21 protein-coding genes are annotated in these 21,018 nt (G+C 62.8%); 16 read left to right on the top strand and 5 right to left on the bottom strand.

Going from position 1 to position 21,018, the window contains the following annotated elements; genetic code table 11:
- Window positions 1–184: 184 nt before the first annotated feature.
- A complete protein-coding gene (locus HY921_08045; protein MBI5630819.1) occupies window positions 185–532 on the top strand; it encodes a sterol desaturase family protein in 348 nt (115 codons plus the stop codon).
- A gap of 44 nt (window positions 533–576) precedes the next feature.
- On the opposite strand, the gene HY921_08050 is transcribed toward HY921_08045, so the two are convergent.
- Genes HY921_08050 through HY921_08060 form a run of 3 tightly spaced genes read right to left on the bottom strand, consistent with a single transcriptional unit; the run spans window position 577 to window position 2,826 of the window.
- Entirely contained in the window at window positions 577–1,395 is an 819-nt protein-coding gene (locus HY921_08050; GenBank protein ID MBI5630820.1) for a UbiA family prenyltransferase, read from the bottom strand.
- Window positions 1,392–2,216 carry a UbiA family prenyltransferase gene (locus HY921_08055; GenBank protein MBI5630821.1) on the bottom strand — a complete coding sequence of 275 codons (825 nt, stop codon included), beginning with the start codon at window positions 2,214–2,216 and terminating at the stop codon, window positions 1,392–1,394. The genes HY921_08050 and HY921_08055 overlap by 4 nt, the downstream gene beginning before the upstream one ends.
- Before the next feature lie 7 nt (window positions 2,217–2,223).
- Window positions 2,224–2,826, bottom strand: a complete 603-nt coding sequence (locus HY921_08060; GenBank protein ID MBI5630822.1) for a phosphatidylserine decarboxylase — start codon at window positions 2,824–2,826, stop codon at window positions 2,224–2,226.
- 33 nt (window positions 2,827–2,859) lie between these two features.
- Here HY921_08060 and HY921_08065 point away from each other — a divergent pair, with 33 nt between their 5' ends.
- Window positions 2,860–3,804 (top strand): hypothetical protein, encoded by a 945-nt coding sequence (locus tag HY921_08065; GenBank protein ID MBI5630823.1) that lies wholly within the window; start codon window positions 2,860–2,862, stop codon window positions 3,802–3,804.
- Here the strand turns inward: HY921_08065 and HY921_08070 are convergent.
- Window positions 3,786–4,631, bottom strand: a complete 846-nt coding sequence (locus HY921_08070) for a hypothetical protein (GenBank protein MBI5630824.1) — start codon at window positions 4,629–4,631, stop codon at window positions 3,786–3,788. The genes HY921_08065 and HY921_08070 overlap by 19 nt on opposite strands.
- 36 nt (window positions 4,632–4,667) lie before the next feature.
- On the opposite strand from HY921_08070, the gene HY921_08075 reads away from it, so the two are divergent.
- From HY921_08075 to HY921_08085, 3 genes are read left to right on the top strand one after another with little or no spacing between them, the layout of a single operon-like run.
- Window positions 4,668–5,900 carry a glycosyltransferase gene (locus tag HY921_08075; GenBank protein MBI5630825.1) on the top strand — a complete coding sequence of 411 codons (1,233 nt, stop codon included), beginning with the start codon at window positions 4,668–4,670 and terminating at the stop codon, window positions 5,898–5,900.
- Complete coding sequence (locus HY921_08080) at window positions 5,866–6,663, top strand: ABC transporter permease (protein MBI5630826.1); 798 nt, start codon at window positions 5,866–5,868, stop codon at window positions 6,661–6,663. Before HY921_08075 ends, HY921_08080 begins: the two co-directional genes overlap by 35 nt.
- Window positions 6,660–7,421, top strand: coding sequence for an ATP-binding cassette domain-containing protein (locus HY921_08085; GenBank protein ID MBI5630827.1), 762 nt, complete (start codon window positions 6,660–6,662; stop codon window positions 7,419–7,421). The genes HY921_08080 and HY921_08085 overlap by 4 nt, the downstream gene beginning before the upstream one ends.
- On the opposite strand, the gene HY921_08090 is transcribed toward HY921_08085, so the two are convergent.
- On the bottom strand, window positions 7,411–8,640 hold the full coding sequence (locus HY921_08090; protein MBI5630828.1) for a response regulator: 1,230 nt from the start codon (window positions 8,638–8,640) through the stop codon (window positions 7,411–7,413). The two genes, HY921_08085 and HY921_08090, sit on opposite strands and share 11 nt — an antisense overlap.
- A 164-nt stretch (window positions 8,641–8,804) precedes the next feature.
- On the opposite strand from HY921_08090, the gene HY921_08095 reads away from it, so the two are divergent.
- Genes HY921_08095 through HY921_08145 form a run of 11 tightly spaced genes read left to right on the top strand, consistent with a single transcriptional unit; the run spans window position 8,805 to window position 20,734 of the window.
- Complete coding sequence (locus tag HY921_08095) at window positions 8,805–11,558, top strand: vitamin B12-dependent ribonucleotide reductase (GenBank protein ID MBI5630829.1); 2,754 nt, start codon at window positions 8,805–8,807, stop codon at window positions 11,556–11,558.
- 12 nt (window positions 11,559–11,570) lie between these two features.
- Entirely contained in the window at window positions 11,571–12,626 is a 1,056-nt protein-coding gene (locus tag HY921_08100; GenBank protein MBI5630830.1) for a flippase-like domain-containing protein, read from the top strand.
- A 26-nt stretch (window positions 12,627–12,652) separates the two neighbouring features.
- Window positions 12,653–13,147, top strand: a complete 495-nt coding sequence (locus tag HY921_08105; protein MBI5630831.1) for an NADH-quinone oxidoreductase subunit J — start codon at window positions 12,653–12,655, stop codon at window positions 13,145–13,147.
- The gene (locus tag HY921_08110) at window positions 13,144–13,440 is read left to right on the top strand and encodes an NADH-quinone oxidoreductase subunit K (protein MBI5630832.1); all 297 of its coding nucleotides are present in this window, start codon (window positions 13,144–13,146) and stop codon (window positions 13,438–13,440) included. Before HY921_08105 ends, HY921_08110 begins: the two co-directional genes overlap by 4 nt.
- Window position 13,441: 1 nt before the next feature.
- Window positions 13,442–15,304: an NADH-quinone oxidoreductase subunit L gene (locus tag HY921_08115; GenBank protein ID MBI5630833.1), complete on the top strand. Its 1,863-nt coding sequence runs from the start codon at window positions 13,442–13,444 to the stop codon at window positions 15,302–15,304.
- Complete coding sequence (locus HY921_08120) at window positions 15,295–16,743, top strand: NADH-quinone oxidoreductase subunit M (GenBank protein ID MBI5630834.1); 1,449 nt, start codon at window positions 15,295–15,297, stop codon at window positions 16,741–16,743. Before HY921_08115 ends, HY921_08120 begins: the two co-directional genes overlap by 10 nt.
- On the top strand, window positions 16,740–18,116 hold the full coding sequence (locus tag HY921_08125; protein ID MBI5630835.1) for a hypothetical protein: 1,377 nt from the start codon (window positions 16,740–16,742) through the stop codon (window positions 18,114–18,116). The genes HY921_08120 and HY921_08125 overlap by 4 nt, the downstream gene beginning before the upstream one ends.
- A 1-nt stretch (window position 18,117) precedes the next feature.
- Window positions 18,118–18,471 (top strand): NADH-quinone oxidoreductase subunit A, encoded by a 354-nt coding sequence (locus HY921_08130; GenBank protein MBI5630836.1) that lies wholly within the window; start codon window positions 18,118–18,120, stop codon window positions 18,469–18,471.
- A complete protein-coding gene (nuoB, locus tag HY921_08135) occupies window positions 18,462–18,938 on the top strand; it encodes an NADH-quinone oxidoreductase subunit NuoB (protein MBI5630837.1) in 477 nt (158 codons plus the stop codon). The genes HY921_08130 and nuoB overlap by 10 nt, the downstream gene beginning before the upstream one ends.
- Window positions 18,939–19,418: an NADH-quinone oxidoreductase subunit C gene (locus tag HY921_08140; GenBank protein MBI5630838.1), complete on the top strand. Its 480-nt coding sequence runs from the start codon at window positions 18,939–18,941 to the stop codon at window positions 19,416–19,418. It abuts the gene before it with no gap.
- On the top strand, window positions 19,415–20,734 hold the full coding sequence (locus HY921_08145; protein ID MBI5630839.1) for an NADH-quinone oxidoreductase subunit D: 1,320 nt from the start codon (window positions 19,415–19,417) through the stop codon (window positions 20,732–20,734). Before HY921_08140 ends, HY921_08145 begins: the two co-directional genes overlap by 4 nt.
- Window positions 20,735–21,018 lie beyond the last annotated feature (284 nt).

Genomic DNA, 21,018 nt, shown 5'->3' on the forward strand with positions numbered 1-21,018 from the left:
AGCAATGTTCCTGCGCTGGCCGCGATTGGAACCGAAGAGCAAGCGGAGGTGAGGCAACTAGTCGCGGCCTAAAAAGTTAGAATGAATCCCTCACCAATTAGGTTACGCTACGCAATTTCCCCGGACATCGGGGCACGGCCGCGACACCGCTGCCTTGGCCGCTCTCGGCGCAAGCCTGCAAGCCATGATCGCCTGGAAAATGGCGGTTTACGGGGCCGTCTACTTCGAGCACAGCAATATTTTCCTCGGGGCGTCCCTCGAAGGCGTGCTGCGCAAAGGGGTGGTCACTCCGCCCATGCACATGGTCCACCATTCAACGGCCAGGTCCCAGGCCGACTCGAACTACGGCGTTATATTCTCCTTTTGGGACCGAATTTTCAGGACCTACGGAGCGGTCGCGGACCCGGAGGGCATCGCTTTGGGGCTGCCGCAGGAGCCCATCCGGGGCGCTGAAGTCATGCGCTTGCCGGAAGGCGCGCAGGAAGTAGAGAAAGCAAGCCAAGGACGATCCGGAACATGTTCAGAGGGGTAGGACGGGTTTCTCCGAGAGGGACAGCTTTAGTTTGGAGAGCGCCTTCACGGCAGGCAGAGGAGGAGGGCGGCGCACTGGGCCAGGATGAGCCCGTGATAATATAGGCTGCCGCGGGCGGCCGGCGCGCCCAGGGCGAAGGCGGCGACGATCAATGGGAGCCCTCTTTCGGGATGCCGTCCGGCCGGCCAAAAAACAGGAAGGCAGGCGGCCAGCATGAGGAGGCACACCATCCCAGCCGCGGGCCCGGCTCCCATAATCAGGGGAATAGTCCTATTCCCGCTGTCCCGGTCTCCCTCCATGTCCCTGATATCCAGCAATACCGCGGTGCCGAATATGATCAAGAAGAGGGGAATGCTGCCCAGGAGTATCCTCGGCAGGCCACGCCAGGGGAAGGGATGCCAAGCCAGGATCGGGGCCATGACGATGATCCAGAACCCGTTGAGCATGGTGACGCCCGCCTTGCTTAGGGGAAACTTTTTCAGGCGCCAGCGGTTTTCTCCCAGGGGCAGGCTGTAAAGGATGTTGAGAGCGCCCAGGCCCAGGTAAGGCCCCCAGAGCCGCGGCAGGCCCAGGCGGAAAAGATAAGCGAGAGGCGCCATAAACGCCAATGCCGAGGCGCACGCGAGAATCTTCCATTGGCGCGCGGTCAGGCAATTTTCCGGTGTGTTGACGGCGTCTTCCCGGGAATCATGCAGCTTGTTGAAAAGGTAGACGAAGGCGGCCAAGGACGCGAAGCAGGCGCCCAGCATCGCTTGGCGCGCGTCCAGCCTTCTCAGGAATTTCACGCTAAAATCCAGGTAGGCGGCGGCAAAGAGGAGCACGATGTCCCCGCGGAATTTGAAGAAGGCGTTGAGCAAAGTCATGGATGGGGGCCTGCCGCCAATGCCAGCCCGATCAACAGGCACTCGCCGATGACCAAGGCGTGGTAATAGAAGCCCGTCCTGGCGCGCAGGCAGCCCAAGGCGAAGGCCAGGATGAGGCCCGAGAGAGCCGCGATCATCGGGAGATGGAGCGCCGCCCCCAGGGCGAGGTTGCCCGCCATGAGCAGGGCGGCCAATGCCGCGGTCCTGCGCGCGCCGATCAATACGGGCAAGGTGCGGATACCGGCGGACTCGTCACCGGCGGCGTCCCGGATGTCCCAAAGCCATTCGGCGGCCATCACGCTCATAAGAAGGGGCAGCGAGCGCAGGAACGCCAGGCCCGCGGCGGCCGGGCCCAGATGGTAGCGGGCCGATAGGGGCAGGAGTATCAGCATGCCGAAGGCCAGGCAGACCGGGACGAGGGCCTTGGTCGCGGCGAAGGATTTGAGGCGCAGCTTTCGCGCCCCCAGGGGCAGGCTGTAGCAGGCGCCGACCAGGCCCATGACGAGGTAGCAGGCGAGCAACGGGCCTCGGGAGAGCCGGATCAAATAGGCGAGGGGGAGGCAATAGAGGATGAGGCTCAGCTTCAGGACGGCCCTTCGCTCTTCCGGTCCCAGGCATTCCGAGGGCGCGTTGACCGAGTCCTCGCGAGTGTCGCACGCTTTGTTGAAGAGGTACACAAAGCCGTAGAAGGACATGACGCATATCCCCAGCGGGAAAAAGCTCGGATGCCCGGCTCCCAGGATGAGGCGCGCGCAATAGAAGTAGGCCAGGCCGTAGAGGGCTACGACATGCCCACGAAATTTAAGGAAGCGGCCCGCCATCTAAGGCCTAATCGTAGCGGGCCAGGATGGTTTCTCCCGCCCGCACCTTACGGCCGGGAAAGGCCGCGGGACGGGCCGACTCGGGCAGCAGCAAGGTGACGGTGCTGCCGAGCCTGATGCGCCCCAGGCGCTGGCCCAGGGAAACGGATTCTCCCGGCTTCACGCAGGTTTCTATCCTCTTGGTGATCAGAGTCGTCATTTGGCGTACGACGTAGGGGCCGAGGCAGGATTGTATGGTCGTGACGGCGCGTACCCCCAGCCAATAATCCGCGTCGTCCGGATAGTAAAAATCCGCGCCTTGGCTTTCGACGCTCACGACGGTTCCGGCGAGGGGTATCCTCTGCACGTGCACGTCGGTCAGGCGCATATGGACGATGTATTCTATTTTCCCCGCTCGGGGCTTGATTTCCAGGATCCCATCGGCCGGCGAGACCACGACGGCGCCATCGGCGGGGGGGACGCGCTCGGGGTCCCTATCGAAAAACTCTTGGAATCCCCTCGGTAAGGAGTTTCGGCGCAGGCTCTCGAGCAGGGACTCCATGGTCCACGGGGATTGCGCGGGGACGTCGGCCTCGTCATAGATGTACTCCTTGGGAAAGGAAGTCATCATCGCGGATGATACCATTTTTTATAGAATTGGCCCGTGCTCGGCCCCCCAGCCCAAGGCGTCGCGATTCCATGGAAATTCCTGAAGTCCCTCTATTGGATCGCGGCCCTCTGCGCGACGGTGGCGGCCGGCGACGCTTTCGCGGGCGGGCCGCTCCGGCGGATACTCCCGCGCAATCCTCATGAACTCCTCTATTTCAACGTGTTTTTCGGTCTTCCTCATATTGCCGCGAGCCACCTGCTCTGGGCGGGATACTCCGACTATCGGGAGTTTTACGGGAAGCTCGAGCTGAGAGCCCTTATGGCTTCTTTGGCCGTGGTCGGCGCCTGGCTGTTCTTCAAGGAGCGCGCGGTTTTCATGGCCGCTTTCGGCGCCGCCACGGCGTACCACGTGGTGGGCCAGCAGATAGGTTTTGTCCCCGGGCATCGGCCGGAGTTGCGCCTATGGAAGCGCTTGGCCTGGGCTTTCGCCATATTGAACAATTTCAGCTGGCAAGCCCTGCCTGCGGGGTGGGCCCGGGCCGCGACTGTTCTCAGCGTCTCGTCGCTGGCCTGCCTTCTTTGGAGCACTTGGCGCTGCCGCCGCTTGGCGCCGCCCGGCAGGGGGCGGGATTTCCTATGGCTTAACGCCGCGATGCTGTCGGGCGTCGGGGCGCTGGGTTTGGCCGGGTATCCTTTTTTCTCCATTTTGGCCGCGAGACTGATCCATGACGTCACGGCGTTCACTTTTTACATCGTCCACGACTGCAACAAGAACCGGGAGGCCGCGGTCCATGCTCTCTACCGGCTGCTCGCGGTCCCGCCGCGCGCCGTGCCGGCGGCCTGCGTGGGCTCCGCGGTTCTTCTAACCCTCTTCCTGCAGGCTATGCGCGAGCCGGCGCTAGCGCTTGTCGCTTACAGCCTCACCTTGGCCCATTATTATATGGAGGGGGTGACTTGGAAGGCGGGATCTCCCTACCGCATTCAGGTCCCGTTCGGCTGAAACAGCCGCCGTATCCAGCCTGGATTTCGGCGCGACAGGGCCAAGGAGGAGGCGATGTGCGCGTAAGCCCACAGCTCTCCTTGGCGGCGCCACTCCAGCAGGCCCCAGCGCGTCAAAAGCCCCGCGTAGGGCATGGCGAGGAAAAACGCGGCGGTGGCGGCGGCGGCCTGCCCCAGGAATAGCAGCGCCGGCCTGGCTCCGGCGGCCCGCAGATCGAGGACCGGCAGGATTATCCAGACGCAGAGGTGGTAGAAAACGACGTCCAGGAATTGGACCGACCCTCCGGCCAGAACCAAAGCGGCCAAGACTCCCGTGCCCTCGAAAACGAGAAGGTTTCCGAATTGGGGCTTGCCCAGAGCCGGAAGGGAGCGCCAGGCGGCCGCGAGGAGCCAGGCCGAGCACAATAGGACGGCCCCTTGCCACGCGCGCTCGGGCATGAGCCGGAAGAACGGATCAGAGCCCCAAAGCAAAGTCCCGTATGCCGCGAAGCTCAACGAAATCCTGGCCGCCGTCAACAGCCGGCCATGCCTGGCGGAGCCCTCCGGCGACAAATAGGCTTCCGTAAAGGCGTGATGAGCGCCGAAGATCACGATCACTGATGGGATCGAGGCTGCCATCATCGACGCCCCCGCGGCTCCCAGGAGGGCCAGGCGCTCGCGCGCGGCGCGAGACGACCATAGAGCTCGGATCCTCCCGCGTGAATAGACGGCGGCCAGGACATAATGGGGGAAAAGCGCGGCGAAGAACAATGACCGGTACAACAGGGGAGGGCAGCCCGCTTTGAGCGCAAGGACAAGCAGAATGCCGGCGATCCGGATCGCGGCCATGCCGTTCGATGATAACATTTGTAAAATAGCCCCGATATGACAGAAGCCAGGCAGGACTCTCGCCCCAAGGTGCTCATGATCTCTCCTTGGGCGCCCTATCCTTGGGACGGAGGGTCCAAGAGAATACATACCCTCTGCCGGATGTTGGGCGAGCGCTTCCAATTTTCCCTGCTCACATTCGCGGCGGAGAATTCCGGCTCCCATGCCGCGGCCGCGGATCTCGCCGCGGAGCACCGACATCTGAGGCCGGTCTTCGGTGGGATTCATTGGGTGGGGAAAGGCCCCGAGCCTTCGGCTCGGGGCCTGCCGGAGGACGTGTCCCGCTTTTATCGGGAGTCCATGCGCCTGCGGCTTGCGGATACCTTGGCGCGGGGAGAGGCCGATCTCGTGCACGTCGAGTACGAGTTGATGGCGCCCTACGCGCGGCATATTAAGGGGGCGATTCCCTTGGTTTGGACCCAGCATGACATGGGAAGCCTTTCTATTTTCAATTCCTATTTTCGGGAAATGTCCGGCTTTGGGCGCCTGCGGCGCCTGCCAGATTGGTTCAAGAGGGCGGCTCTGGTCCGCAAGGCCGGCTCGTGGTTCGACCGGGTGGTGGCTATGACCGCCGAGGACCAAAGGAGGCTCTCGCTTTGGATGGACGAGCGGAAAGTCCGGACGATTTCCACGGGCGTGGACGTGGAGCATTTCAGCCCCCGCGCGGGGGCTGAGGCTGCCGAGGATAGCCTCGTCTTTCTCGGGCATTACCCGCATTACCCCAACGAGGACGCCGTCCTTCATTTTCACCGCGACATCTGGCCCATCATCCGGGCGCGCCGGCCCGGGCTGCGATTCTACGCGGTGGGCTCCTCCCCGACTCCGGCGGTGCGTCGTTTGCCTCACGAGGATTCCAGAATAACCGTGACGGGAACAGTGGAGGACGTGCGCCCCTATCTCCAGAAAGCCGCCGTGTTCGTAGCACCCATGCGCCTCGGCTTCGGCATCAAGGGAAAAATTCTCGAGGCCGCGGCCGCGGGCGTGCCGGTGGTGGCGACCTCGCGCGCGGCCGAGGGGCTGGCGTTGCGCGCCGGCCATGATTTCCTAAAGGCGGATGGCGCGCGGGAGTTCGCCCAGGCGGTCCTTCGCCTCTTGGAAGATTCCGGGTTGCGGCGGGAAATCTCGCTGCGCGCCCGGGCGGCCGTGGAAAAACGCTATGATTGGAAGGCCCAAGCATGTCTCTTGGGAGACCTTTATGAGGAATTGCTCAAAGAACGCGCGGGCCGCTGAGGCCTTCCCGTACGGATTCCTCTTCTGGGAGATGACTCGGACCCAGTTTCTGCTGAGAGACCAAGGCACGGCGTTGGGATTTTTCTGGACCCTCATGCACCCCCTGCTCATGTTCGCGGTGCTCTACGCACTGTTCATCAAATGGGTGGGCCGCTTCGTGAACCAATACGCGGCTTACCTTCTCGTGGGCCTGGTCCTATGGAATTTTTTCCAGAAGGCGACCTCATCGGCGGTGGGGTCGCTGCGGCGATCCCGGGGGCTGGTCCTGAACTACATATTTCCCCGCGAGATCATCGTGCTGTCGGCGGTGGGGGTGGCGCTTTTCACGGCCGCGCTCGAGGCCGGGCTCCTCATGGCCCTTCTCCCGTTCTTCGGCCAACCGATCCGCCAGGCCTGGCTTTTCCTCCCGGTTCTCATCGGGTGCCTTGCCTGCTGGGTGTCTGCCGTTGCCCTGCAGTTGGCGGCCTGGGGTGCGCGCTACCAGGACATGGAGCGCATCTGGGAGGTGCTTTGCGCCGCGCTGTTTTATCTCACTCCGGTCTTCTACCATTTGGACATGCTGGAGTCTCGCTGGCGGGGGCTTCTGGCCATGAGCCCTCTGGCATACATCCTCACCGCTTTTCGGGCCTGCGCCATCGAGGGGCGAATGCCCGCGTGGCCTTGCCTCGGTCTGGCCTTGGGGCTGGGGGCCGCGGCCGCGGCCGGGTCCCTATGGGCTTTCCGCAGGCAAGAGCAGAAGTTCGCCGATAGGCTCTTGGTATGAGTTCCATTGCGGTCGAGGCCTGCGGTCTCGGCAAGATTTTTTCCATCGCGATAAAAGAGGAGAGGAATACTTTCCTCAATCAGCTGCGGCGAAGCCTTACCGGTCAGGGCGCGCGCGGACGCTTCTGGGCCTTGCAGGATTTGAGTTTTAAGATCGCCAGGGGGGAGGTCTTCGGGGTGATCGGCCCCAACGGAGCGGGCAAGAGCACGTTGCTCCTGATCCTGGCCGGGATATTGGCTCCCAGCGAAGGCCAGGTCAATGTCCATGGAAGGCCCAGCCCTTTTTTCCAGCTTAGCGCGGGACTTCAGCCGCTGCTCACGGTGCGCGAGAATTTCTCCCTATGCGCCGCCCTCTTGGGTATGCCGCGCCGGGAATATCTGCGTCGGCGCGAGGAAATCCTGGCCTTCTCTGGCCTCGAGAAATATTGGGAGGCGCGCTACGGGGAGCTCTCAACGGGCCTTGCCGCGAGGATCGCCTTGTCGGCGGCCCTCCACTCGAACCTCGACGTGATCCCCATTGACGAGATGTTCTCGGTGGGGGACCTCGCCTTTCAAGGAAAGTGCTTGGAAGCCTTCGCACGCTTGCGCGCGAAGGGAAAAACCTTCGTGCTGGTCTCGCATGACCTGGGACTTATCGAGGCGGTCTGCGGCCGGGTGCTGTATTTAAGGGAGGGGCGCCCGGCCTTTCTCGGACCCGCCGCCCAGGCCGTGGAGCGCCTGCGCGCCGACAGTGGGAATCCCATTCGAACTACAAGGTGACGCGCATGCCTTCCTGCGCGGCAAAGCAATTGAAGGAATGCCCGCCCTTGGCCACGTGCTCGCGGCACTCGGCCACGAAGCGGTCCATCATCTCGTCGGTGTGCGAGGGGTCGTGGTGGAAGAGGGCGAGATTCTTGACCCCGGCCTTGGCGGCCAGGCCCACGACGTCGGCGAAGGTGCTGTGCCCCCAGGACTTCTTGGCGCGGTACTCCTCCTCGGTGTATTGCGCCTCGCTGATGAGCAGATCGCAGCCCGAGGCGAACTCCGCCACGGCCAAGTCCTCCTGCACGCTGAATTCTCCCTTGGCGTTGAGCCGCGAGTAGGGCTCGTGGTCGCTGAGGTAGCAAACGCTCCAGTCCTTGGTCTCCAGGCGAAAGCCGATCGTGATCCCGGGGTGGTTGAGGTAGTGGTAGCGCGCCTTGACCGCGCCCATCTCCCAGGGCCCGGAAAGCTCCACCGTCTCGACCTTCGAGTCGAGGTCGCGGAAGGAAACCGGGAAGTAGGTCGGGTGCATCTGGCCGCTTAGGACATCCTCGAACTTCTGCGTGGTCCCGTGGGTTCCGTAAATCGTGAACTTATTCTGGGGCGCGTAGAGGGGGCCAAAGAAGGGCAGTCCCTGGATATGGTCCCAATGGGTGTGGCCGATGAGCAGATGCGCGCGCAGGGGCCTTCCTTGGCTTTCCTCGGCGAGCGCTTGCCCGAGCTCCCGGATCCCGGTTCCCGCGTCGAGGATGAGGAGGTCGTCTCCCGCGCGAAGGCTCGTGCAGGGGGTGTTGCCGCCGTAGCGCAAAGTTTGGGGCCCGGGAGAGGCGATGGAGCCCCGTGTGCCCCAGAACTTAAGTTCTAGGGCTTTGGCATCCTTTTCCAGAAGAATCTTCACCTGACCGAGCAGCTCATCGATGGCGTACGGCTTGACGATGTAGCCGTCGGCGCCCGCCTGCTTGGCGGTTTGAATGTCCTTGGAGTAGGATTTCGACGAGCTGATGAGCACCTTGATGCGGCGCAAGGTCTCGTCGGCCTTGATCTTCTGGCAGACCTCGAAGCCGTGCATGCGCGGCATCAGAAGGTCAAGCACCACCAAGTCCGGCATGGCCTTCTTGACGAGCTCGAGTCCCGCCGCCCCGTCCTCGGCCTTGAGCACCTCGTAATGCGGGCCCAGGATGTCGGCGATGAGCTCCCGCATCGCGGGATCGTCGTCTACCACCACGATTTTCTTCATCTTTATTCGGCCTCGAAGGTCGAATTCCTTACCTTATAACAGGGATTGGACTGGGCGTCAATACTCGAAGCCGCCCGATGATTTGACGTTTCATCGGCGGCCATGTACAATCTGTATTCGGCGGCGGCACATTTGCGCGAGAGGCAGCCCCTAGGAGAAGCCCGATGCCCAGGACGATATCGAAGGCGCAAAACCCCAAGAAGGCCGGTTCCCTCCAGCTCTCGCGCTACTTCACCTCCAGCAAGGAGGATCCCTTGGGGGCCGTCGCGTACGAGCGGCGCGTCTCCAGCATCACCGACGCGGACGGGAGCTCGGTTTTCGAGATGAAGGATGTGGAGGTCCCGCAGGCCTGGTCTCAGCTGGCCACCGACATCCTGGCTTCCAAGTATTGCCGGCCGACTTCGCCGGACGCCTCGAGCCGCGAGAACAGCGCCAAGCAGGCGGTGGGCCGCGTGGTCCGGGCCATCCGCGGCGCCGCCGGGGAACAGGGGGTGCTCGGCGGCCCTGCCGCCAAGATCCTCGAGGATGAGTTGGCCCATCTCTTGATCCGCCAAATGGCGGCTTTCAATACCCCGGTATGGCTGAACGCAGGGCTTGCGCGGGAGTACGGCGTCCGCGGCCAGGGCGGCAACTGGTTTTGGAATCCCGAGACTGGCAAGGTCGAGATGGCGCGGGACGCATACACCCGCCCGCAATGCTCCGCTTGCTTTATCCAGTCGGCCGAGGACAGCCTCCCCGCCATTTTCGACTTGCTCAAAAGCGAGGCCCGCATTTTCAAATACGGCTCGGGATCGGGCTCTAACTTCTCCAAGATCCGCAGCCGCTACGAGAAGTTGTCCACCGGCGGGAGCCCCTCGGGCCTCATGTTCTTCCTGGAGGTGTTCGACAAGGGCGCGGGGGCGATTAAATCCGGGGGAATCTCCCGGCGGGCGGCCAAGATGGTCTGCCTCGACATGGACCACCCCGAGATCGTCGATTTCCTGCAATGGAAGCAGCGGGAGGAGAAAAAAGTCGCCGTCATGGTGGCCGCGGGATACCCTTCCGACTTCAACGGCGAGGCCTATCGCACGGTGAGCGGCCAGAACTCGAACAATTCGGTCCGGGTCTCGGACGCCTTTATGAGGGCCGTCCTCGAAGACGGAGCCTGGGAGACCGCTCTCCGGACGACGGGCCGGGTCTTCGAGAAGCATGAAGCCCGCAAGCTCATGAAGCTCGTCGCCCAAGCGGCGTGGTCCTGCGCGGACCCGGGCGTGCAGTTCGATTCCACGATCAACCGCTATCACACCTGCCCGGCCGCCGACCGCATCCGCGCTTCCAACCCCTGTTCGGAATACATGTTCCTGGACGACACCGCGTGCAACCTCGCTTCGCTCAATCTCCTGAAATTCCTGCGCGAGGACAACGTCTTCGACGTCGAGGCCTTCCGGCGCGCGGCGCGCGTCGTGTTCCTGGCCCAGGAGATACTGGTCGACTACTCCAGCTATCCCACGGAAAGGATCGCGAAAAACTCCCATGACTACCGCCCGCTCGGGCTTGGCTACGCCAATCTGGGGACCTTGCTGATGATCTTGGGCCTGCCTTACGATTCTCCCGAGGCTCGAAGCTGGTGCGGGGCCTTGACCGCCATCTTGACCGCGGAGGCCTACAAGACCTCCGCGGAGATCGCCGCCGCGAGGGGGGGCCCCTTCGCGGGCTTTGAGGAGAACCGGGAGCCCATGCTGGCGGTCATGCGCATCCACCAGGCGGCCGTCCGGCGCATTGAGCCGGGCTGCCCGGAATATCTTCTCAGGGCGGCCGGCCAGTCCTGGGCTCAGGCGGTGAGGCTGGGCGAGCGCCATGGCTACCGCAACGCCCAGGCCACGGTTCTGGCGCCGACCGGCACGATCGGACTCTTGATGGATTGCGACACCACGGGGATCGAGCCGGATTTCGCCTTGGTGAAATTCAAGAAGCTCGCCGGCGGGGGTACCATCAAGATCGTCAACCACTCCGTGGAGCGCGCGCTCAAGAATTTGGGGTACGCCGAGAGGGAGCGCAAATCCATCATTGCCCACGTTCTGGAGACCGGAGGGGTGGAGAATGCCCAGTATCTCAAGCCCGAGCATTTGCCGGTGTTCGATTGCGCCGCGCCCTGCGGCGGCGGAACGCGCTTCATCGCGCCGATGGGGCATGTGCGGATGATGGCCGCCGCCCAGCCATTCATCTCAGGCGCCATTTCCAAGACCGTCAATCTGCCCCATCAATCCACGGTCCAGGACATCGAGAGCATTTTCATCGAGAGCTGGAAGCTGGGCCTCAAGGCGATCAGCGTCTACCGGGACGGCTGCAAGCTTTCCCAGCCCTTGTCGGTCGCCCAGGGCAAGGGGGCCGAGAGCGAGGTGAAAATGGCGGGAGCGATCCTGGAGCGGCGCTACCTGCCCCAGAAGCGCGCCGGACACACCTACGAGGCGGCCATCGCCGGCCAGAAGATATACGTCAAGACCGGCGAGTATCCCGATGGCCGGCTGGGCGAGGTCTTCATTGATTTCAACAAGCCCGGCTCTCCCCTCCAGGAAATGCTCAATTGCCTCGGGATCGCCGTTTCCCTGGGCCTTCAATACGGCGTGCCTCTCGAGGATCTCGTCAACCGCCTCACCTTCACGCGCTTTGAGCCCGCCGGCCCGGTCAAGCATCCCCACATCAAGCAGGCGACCTCGGTGATTGACTTCATCTTCAGGCTGCTTGGGGTCGAATACCTGGGCAGGAGCGAGCTTGCCCATGTCCCGCCGGACAGGGAATGCCCCGCCAAACCCAAGGAGGACTCTCAGGCCTCGGGGGCCGCGGACGCGCCTTTCTGCGACGGCTGCGGGCATGTCACCGTACGAAACGGCACTTGCTATAAGTGCCTCAATTGCGGCAATTCGCTCGGCTGTTCCTAAGGGCCCAACTGCTTGAAGGAATCATGGTCTAAGGTCAAGCGGCAGGCGGCGGTCGCGGCGGGGGGCGTGCTCTCGCTGGCGATCTTGGCCTGGCTCGTCATTAAAAGCCTCCATCCCCTGCTTCACGTCGTGTCCGGCATCCTCTGGGGCTGGGTGGCGGCGGGACTCTTCTGCGCCTTGTCGAGCTACGCCATGGTGGGCCTGGCCTTGGGCCAAATCCTGTCCCTTCTCGGATTTTCCCAGCCTCTTGCCGAACTCCTGGGCGTGGCCTTGGTTTCCACCACGGCCAATTACTTCATCTCTTCGGCGGGGTTGAGCGGCTTCGCCCTGAAGGCCTACCTCCTAAGGAAGCGGCACGTGCCGTACGGCGTGACCGTGACCGCCTCGGTGCTGAGCTCGGCCATCCTTTATATCGTGCTGGCCGTGATCCTGGGGCAGGGCTTGATTTACCTCGTCTATCATTTGGGAGGGGGAAGGCTCCCTGTCATGGAAAGCGCCTTGGGCATGCTGATTCTGCTCGGCGTAGCCGTCCTCATCCTGGGCTTCTTCTTCAACCACAAGCTGAGAAACCGCCTCTCCCAAAAGCTCTTCCATGCCTTGAACCACGCGGTCTTCTATTTCTCGAAGGCGGAGATCCCACGCGAGGCTTTCGAGGAGTTCGAATCCCAGTTGAACCGGGGCCTCTCGAGGGTGCGGCAACATAAGAAACGGCTCACCAAGACCGTGGTTTACACGGGGCTTGACTGGTGCCTGGCCATGCTGGCGCTTTACTGCAGCTTCCGCGCTGTGGGGGTGAGCCTCGACGTCGGACATCTCAGCGCGGGGTTCACCGCCGGCCAGGCCGCCACTTTCATCCCCCTTCTGCCTGGAGGGCTGGGAGTTCTCGAGGGCTCCATGGCCGCGGTGTTCCAGGGGCTGGGGGTTTCCTGGGAACAGGCCTTGATGGGGGCTCTCCTTTATCGCCTGACATACTACTTGATTCCCGGCCTCATGAGCGTTTTCGTGCTTTGGGGTCTCAGTCTGGCGCGGCGGCAGGACCACCCGCCAGCCTGCCCATTGCGGGAATAATCCCAAAAAAATAAAATAAACAGCTCATGGTATTCAAAAACCTCGCCATGTGCGCGGCCGGGGCGGCGGCGGTATTGTTTTCCGGCCTCATGATCCGCCAGCGCTCCCTTTACGTGGGCGCCGTATGTCTGTTGGCGGTTCTTCTTCAGACCGCGGTGTTTTTCTTTCTGTCCCAGGCCCCGCTTTTGGCCTTTTTGCAGATCATGGTCCATGCTGGGGCCGTCATGGTCCTGATTGTGATTGCGATAATGGCTTCCTCCTCTTCCTTGGAGGAAGCCGGGGGTATTTGGGCGCGGCTGTCTATACCTTGGCCTTTGGCGGCCTTGGGCTTGCTCATCCCCTTCCTCCAGGTCGCTTATTTAATGCTCCGGGACGGGATGGCTCCGTTCGGAGCCATCCCGTCTTACTCGGTGCAGTCCCGGCTGGGCGCGGTCCTCTTCGGTTCCTACGCTCCGGCCACGGAGGCGGTGGGGCTTCTCCTGTTCGTCTCGGCCCTGGCCTTGGTGAACGGCAGAAGATGAGAGCCATGGTCTGGAGCGTGAGCGGTTTTCTATTCGCCTCCGGGCTGGCCATGGCGGTTTTCCGGCGCCAGTTCCTGGCCATGCTTTTTGGGCTCGAGCTCATGATCAGTGCCGCCAATATCGCGTTGGTTTATTGCGCGGGGATTTCCGTCGACCCGGAGGGGATGGGTGCGGCGGCCCTTATCATCGCGCTGGCCGCCGCCGAGGCCGTGGTGGGACTTTCCCTCATCCTGCGCCTCCAGCGGGAGGGGGCTCTCCTCGATTCCGCCGGTCTTGGGAGCTTGCGGGGCTAGCATGCACGCATTCCCGATGGAGGTCTACGTTCTTTTGGGCGCTCCCGTCGCCGCCCTCTTTTTGGGTTTCTTCGTCTTTAGGCGATTCAAGCCCGAGTGGACTCACCTTCCCATTCTTGCCTCCTGCGCCGCGGTCTGTGCCGCGAGCGTTTCCCTGGCGGCTCGGGTCTGCGCGGGCTGGGGCATGGACGCGCCCTTCTACACGTGGGTGGCGGTCGGCGACGTGGGCATCTCCTTCGGGGCCCGCTTGGACGGGCTTTCCATCTCGGTGTTGGCCATGGTCTCCTTGGTGGGCGGGCTCATCCATGTGTATGCCTGGGGTTATATGAAGAAAGATCCGGGATTCTCCCGCTTTTTTCTCCTGTTCCACCTGTTCTTTTTCGCCATGATCGGGCTTCTCATATCGAACAACTACGTCCAGCTCTACCTGTTCTGGGAGTTGGTCGGGGTATCCTCCTATTTTCTGATCGGATTCTGGCATCAAAAGGAGTCGGCCCGCCGCGCGGCTCTCCAGGCCTTCATGGTCAACCGCGTGGGGGACTTCGGCCTGATGCTGGGCGTGCTCATCCTGATGGCGACTTTCAAGGCCAATACGCGGTTTAGCTTCATATTTCAGATGATCTCTCTGGCGGACCCCGGATTTCTAGCCTTAGCCGGGCTCTGCTTCTTTTGGGCGGCCTGCGCCAAATCCGCTCAGTTCCCTCTCTATTTTTGGCTTCCAGACGCCATGGAGGGCCCGACCCCGGTCTCGGCCCTCATGCACGCCGCGACCATGGTGACGGCCGGCGTGTTCCTCCTGGCCCGCTCCTGGCCCTTGATATCGGCCGTGGCGTTTTTGGGGCCGGTCATGGCTTTAACAGGGGCTTTTACCTGCGCCGCCGCGGCGCTTTTGGCCTGCACCCGGACCGATTTAAAAAGGATACTAGCCTACTCCACTGTGAGCCATTTGGGCCTCATGGTCTTCGCCTTGGGCCTGGGTCAGACCGGGGCCGCGGTGTTTCATCTCGTCACCCACGGCTTCTTCAAGGCCGTGCTCTTCCTTTGCGCGGGGAATATCGCCCACGCCCTGCACAAACCCACTGTCTCGCTCTCGGAAGCAGGGGGGCTCTACAAGAAAATGCCGCTCACTTTTTTCTGCTTCACGGTCGCGGCTTTGTCCTTGGCCGGGGTATGGCCTTTCGCGGGTTTCTTCAGCAAGGACGCGATCCTGGAGGCGGCCCTGCGTGCCGGGGGGCTCACCGCCGCGACCGGGATCTTGATCGGGGTTCTAAGCGCGTTCTATATTTTCCGCATGCTGTTCCTGACCTTCTTGGGTGCTCGCCGAAGCCAGGCCCGCCCCTTGGGCGCGCATGAGGCCGAGGCCGTCATGGCCGCTCCCATGTTCTTCCTGAGCTTGGGGGCCTTGGGGGTGGGCTGGCTTGCCAAGGGTTTCATCTCGATGCTCCGCTCGGGCTGGGTTTTCGCAGCACCTCCCGAACTTCCCCCGTTCTCCATGGCGGTGCTCGCCGTGGGCTCGGCCGCGGCCGCGGCCGGAATCGCTTTGGCCTGGGTTTGGAGCTTGGGGCGGCCCGAGTGGGATTGGGAGTGGCGGCGGCGTTGGCCGGGGCTTGAGCGGCTTCTGAACTGCGATTTTGGCTGGAAGCATGCCGCGGGCCTTGTGGCCCGCGCCGCAGAGAGGTTGTCTGAGCTGCTGGGACGCCTTTGGGACAGGGCTCTCTGGGACGGTCTCATCGAAAGCTCCGGGTCTTTTTCCCAAATGGCGGGAGAGGCAGGGGGGCTCCTGGCCACTGGGCTCCTCAATGATTACCTCTGGTGGATGCTGGCCGGGGTCGGGGCCCTCTTGACGACGGTGCTATGGCTCTGACCTTCCTTTGGCTTGTTCCTTTCGCGGGGGCAATCGCCACGGCCTTGTCAGGCGTGGCCTCGGAGCGCGGGCCGCGGCGTATGTCTCTTTTATTCGCGGCCCTGAGCTTGGCAGCGGTTCTGGCCCTCCCCTGGGGCAGCGGCATCCAGGGGATCTCGGCCTTCGCGGAGCGCGGACCGGCCTGGGCCTTCGGGATTCATTATGCTCTGTCCATCGATGGGCTTTCCTGGTGCTTGTGCCTGCTTAACGCCTTCCTCACGGTGATTTCTTTGTTGGCTTCATGGGGAGAGAAGCGGGCCTGCGGGTATTGGGCGGCTTTCCTCTTGCTGTCGGCGGCATTAATGGGCGTGTTTCTGGCCGCGGACCTGTTTCTGTTTTACATCTTTTGGGAAGCCGCGCTCATCCCCATGTTCTTCATCATCGGCCTTTGGGGCTCGGAAGGCCGCAGGCACGCGGCCGTCAAATTCTTCCTATTCACGTTCTTCGGCAGCCTCTTCCTTCTCGTGGGTTTTCTGGCCTTGGTGACCCAGCATCATCAGGCTCTCGGGGCCTGGACCTGGGAACTGGCGAGCCTGAAGGCCCCGGCATCCGGCCGCTGGGCCAAGACGATTTTCCTGGCTATGCTCGTGGGCTTCGGGGTCAAGATTCCCCTGGTGCCGCTTCACACCTGGCTTCCCGACGCCCATACCGAGGCGCCCGCGGCCGGCTCCATGATGCTGGCGGGGGTGATGCTGAAAATGGGGGTTTACGGCTTCCTGCGGATACTTATTCCCCTGTTTCCAGACCTTTCCTGGGACTGGCTTCCCGCTCTTGGGGCCTTGGCCGCCGTCAACATCCTTTACGGCGCGGTCTGCGCCATGGCCCAAAGCGACTTGAAGAGGCTGGTGGCTTACTCGAGCATCGCCCACTTGGGGTTCTGCCTCCTGGGGATATTCTCGAAGACTTCCGAGGGGCTTTCCGGGGGTGCGCTCCAACTGATCAACCATGGACTTACCACCGGAGCCCTCTTCCTGATGGTGGGGATTCTCTACGAGCGCTCGCATCGCCGCGGCCTCTCCGACTTCGGGGGCCTGGCCTTGCGTGCTCCCTGGCTCTGCTTTTTCTTCGGCTTCTCGATCCTGGCGTCGATAGGCCTTCCCGGCTTGAACGGCTTCGTGGGGGAATTCATGGCGCTTCTCGGCATGATTCGCGTCCTGCCGGCCCTGGCCATAGCGGGTGTTTTTGGGGTGACCTTGGCCGCGGCCTACGCCTTGCCCGCCTACCAAGCCGTGTTTTGGGCCGAGGCCGGGCCGGGCTCGGCGTCCGGGCGGGTCACCGATCTCGACTTGCGCGAGAAGGGGCTTCTGTGGACTTTGAGCCTTCTCATGCTCGCGATAGGCCTTTATCCCAAGCCTTGGCTCGATGTCCTGCTTCCAGCGGTACAGGGGATTATCCGATGAGGCTCTTCATGCTGGGGCCCCAGTTGGTCTTGAGCGCCGGGGTTTTGGGAAGCCTCTTGACGGGGACGATTTTCCCCGACCCCCAGGCCAACGTCCGGCGCTTCTTGAAGGGACTGGTCGTAGCGGCGATCGCGGCGGCGCTCATGCTGGCCGCGTCGGGCGTTCCCTCCGAGTTCGGGCCGCTCATTCGCGTCGATGGGATTTCCTTGTCATGGCAAGTCCTGCTTTACGCGGCGGCCCTGCCCCTGGCCTTGATTTTAGGCGTTTGCGACGAGGTTCCGGCGGCCCTGCTTCTGGCGAGCGTCCTGGGCATGGGGCTCTTGGCCGTGTCCTGGAATTTGTTCATGCTTTTCATAGGCCTTGAGTTCATGTCCCTTCCGGCCTACCTCCTGGTCTCCCGATCCCGGGGCTCGAATTCCGCCGCTCTCGAGGCTTCGGTCAAATATTTTTTCGCCGGAAGCCTGGCAGGCGCCCTCTATCTCATGGGGATGGCGCTTTATTACGCCAGCGCCAAGAGCCTGGCCTTGGCCTCGGCTACGGGCCGCTTGGCCGATGCCAGCCTGGTCCTAATGGGAGCGGCGGCCCTGTTCAAGCTGGGTGCCGTACCTTTCCATTTTTGGCTGGCGGACGTGTACGAGGGCTCCGACCCGGAGCTCGCGGGGTTTCTCTCCACCGCCATGAAGTCCGCGGCCGTCCTATTCCTGATGCGCCTTGCGGCCCTGGCGCCGCATTCGACATTGGCGCGCGCGTTGCCTTGGGCGGCGGCTTTGACGATGCTCGCCGGGGCGCTCCTGGCCTTGCGCCAGGAAAACCTGCAGAGGCTCTTGGCCTACTCCTCCATAGCCCATGCCGGCAACGTTCTCCTTGGAGTCGGGTGCTGGGCGGCCCAGGGAGCGCTCCATTCCCAGGCCCTTGCGGTCTTCTTCTACCTGGCGGCCTACGCCTTCATGAGCAACGGGGCTTTCCTTTGGCTCAAGGCCTCCGGGATTTCCACCCGCCGTGAGCTCATCGGCTACGCGCGCCGAGATCCCCTTTCGGCGGGAGCCTTCGCGGCCTTGCTCCTGGCCTTGGCCGGGGTGCCGCCCGGGGCCGGGTTTTTGGCCAAGCTCCTGATATTCTGGGAGGCGTTGAAAACAGGCCTCTATATCCCGCTCGTCTGCGCCGGGTTGTCGGCCTTGATCGCGATGGGGTACTATCTGTCTTTGGTGAGGGATATGTATTTTGAAGAAGAGTCGGGGACGGGCTCCTCAAGCCCGTCTTCCCCAGGGGGAACGTTGGCGAGGACTTTGGCATTGGCATGCGCGCTCCCTTCGGCTGTTCTTGGTTTGATGCCCTGGATACTTGATTTCCTGGCAAGGGGGCTGGCCCGCTGAGATGAACGCCGTCGCCTTCCTCTTCAATTTGATCCTGGTCTCGGTCTTGATCACGGTATTGCTCAAGGCTGGGTCCTGGCTCGGGCCGCGCCCGGCCCATCAGGGAGACGCGGATATGCCCTACGAGACCGGGATGCCGCCGATCGAGGCGGCTGTCGGGAAAATGTCCGTGCTTTTTTATCGCTTCGCCGTGCTGTTCGTGGTATTCGACGTGGATCTGGCCTTTCTCCTGCCCTGGGCCCTCAATCGGCCCTTTTTTGGCCTAGGCCAGCTCCTGGTCCTGACCTCCTTCGTGGGGCTCCTGGGCCTCATGCTCTCCTATTTCTGGCGCAAGGGAGTCCTGGAATGCCGGTAGACGATTTCGCTCCCGCGGGCACGCTCACGACCCAGCTTGACGCGGCCCTGGGCTGGGCGCGCAAGTATTCCATCTTTCAATATCCCTTCGTGACCGCCTGCTGCGGCATGGAGTATATGTCCACCGCGGCCTCGCATTACGACATGGACCGCTTCGGTGCGGGGTTTCCGCGCTTCTCTCCGCGTCAGGCAGACGTCTTGATGGTGGTGGGTACCATAAGCCACAAGATCGCCCCGGTCTTGAGGCGCATCTACGACCAGATGGCCGCTCCCAAGTGGGTGGTGGCCTTTGGGGTGTGCACCTGCACTGGAGGTTTTTACAACGACTATGCCACGGTGCAGGGCATAGACACGATTCTTCCCGTGGACCTCTACATCCCGGGCTGCCCGCCTCGGCCCGAGACGGTCCTGCAGGGGCTCATTCTCCTCCAGGAGAAAATCCAGAGGCAGGGCAGGCGGGGGGCTTAAATGGAATTCGAGAGCCGCTGGGTGGGGCCGGGACGGGCCTTCGATGTGCTCAAATACCTCAAGGAGGAGGGATACAACGTTTTAGCGGATCTCTTTGGCGTGGATTATTCCAAGCTGGGACGAGAGCCTCGCTTCGAGGTGGTCTATCGCCTGGCGTGCCTCAACCCTGACACGGGCTTGGAGGACAAGCCTCGCGTGGAGGTCCATTGCGCGACGGCAGAGGAGCCGGAGCTGCGCTCGGTGGCTTCTCTTTGGCCGGCCGCGGATTGGCTGGAGCGCGAGGTTTGGGACATGTTCGGAATCCGATTTGTCGACCGCCCCGAGATCAAGCGGATCCTCCTTTACGAGGCGTTCTCGGGGCATCCCCTGCGCAAGGATTATCCCATCGCCAAGAGACAGCCCCTCATCGGCCCGCCCGCCGGCGAGGCAGAGAACAACCCGAGCTTCAACAGCCAAAGGCCCGCGCTCAAGTACGAATGAGAACCCAAAAAACCTATATGCTCAACATGGGCCCCGCCCACCCGGCGATGCACGGGGTGGTGAGGCTTATTCTGGAATTGGAGGGAGAACGCATCGTTTCCACCGACGTCGAGATTGGCTACCTTCACCGGGCTTTCGAGAAGCACGCGGAGTCCGAGACCTGGAACAACGTCGTGCCCTGGACGGACCGTTTGAACTACGTCTCTCCCCTCATCAACAATTCGGGCTACTGCCTGGCCGTGGAGAAGCTGGCCGGGATCACGATTCCCGAGAGAGGCCAATACCTGAGAGTGATCGCCTCCGAGCTCTCTCGCGTGACCGACCATCTGACCTGCGTCGGGGCCAGCGCCATGGAGCTCGGCTCCTTCACTGTCTTCCTTTATCTTGTCAAGGCTCGGGAGTACCTCTACCAGCTCATCGACAGCTTGACTGGCGCGCGCGTCACCACCTCCTACACCCGGGTGGGCGGGGTCAAGGCCGACATGCCGGCGGATTTTCCCGCGGGTTGCCTCGCGGCCTTCAAGAAAGTCCGAGAGGCCCTTGCCGAATCAGACAAGCTCCTCACCCGCAATAGGATTTTCATGGACCGCATGGAGGGAACCGGCGCCATCACCCAGGCAGACGCCTTGGCTTACGGCATAACGGGGCCCTTCCTGCGTTCGACCGGCATCCCCTACGACGTGCGCCGGGCCCATCCGTATCTCGTCTACGACCGGCTCGACTTCGAGGTCCCGGTGGGCGCCAAGGGGGATAATTTCGACCGCTATCTCGTGCGCCTGGCCGAGATGGAGCAGAGCCTGCGCTTAGTCGAGCAGTGTTTCAAGAAGATCCCGGACGGGGCGCACAGCCTCGAGCCCTCGGAGATGAAGGACGCCTTCGAGTTCCAGGACGCGGGCAAGCAGGGCGAGACGGCTCTCTTATCCAAGTACAGAGCCAAGGTGGATCAGACTTTGCAGGGGGCGGGCCGGGAGAGCTTCGGCGCGGTCAAGGCCGCGGAGCGTTCGGCCGTGCTGCCGCCAAAGGAGGAGACCTACGGCAATATCGAGGGGCTCATGAACCATTTCGAGCTTATCATGTGGAGCTGGGGGATCAAAATCCCGGCCGGCGAGGGTTATTGCGCCGTCGAGGGGGGAAACGGCGAGCTCGGGTTCCACGTCGTGTCATCGGGAGAAGATCGGCCTTACCGCGTGCGCTGCAGGCCTCCTTGCTTTTTCATCATGGCGGCTCTGCCCAAGCTCTTGAATGGCTCCTACGTGGCCGACGTGATCCCCACCTTCGGCTCCGTGAACATGATCGCGGGAGAGCTGGACCGGTGAACACATCCGAGGCCGCGTTCACATCCGAGCAAGCCGCCGCGCTCAAGGCGTGGGCTTCCTATTACCCCTACAAGCCCATGGGCCTTCTAGAGGCCCTGCGCCTGGTCCAGGAGTGGAACCTCTGTGTCAAGCCCGAGCATGAGCGCTTCGTGGCCGAGATCTTCGATTTGCCGGCCTCGCGCGTGCGCGAGGTGGCCACGTTCTTTCCGTTCTTCACCCAAGAGCCCACGGGCAAGAAGCGCATCGGCCTCTGCCACGGCCTTTCCTGCGCCATGGCCGGAAGC

Source organism: Elusimicrobiota bacterium (genome assembly GCA_016218575.1).
Taxonomy (GTDB): domain Bacteria; phylum Elusimicrobiota; class Elusimicrobia; order UBA1565; family UBA9628; genus JACRDN01.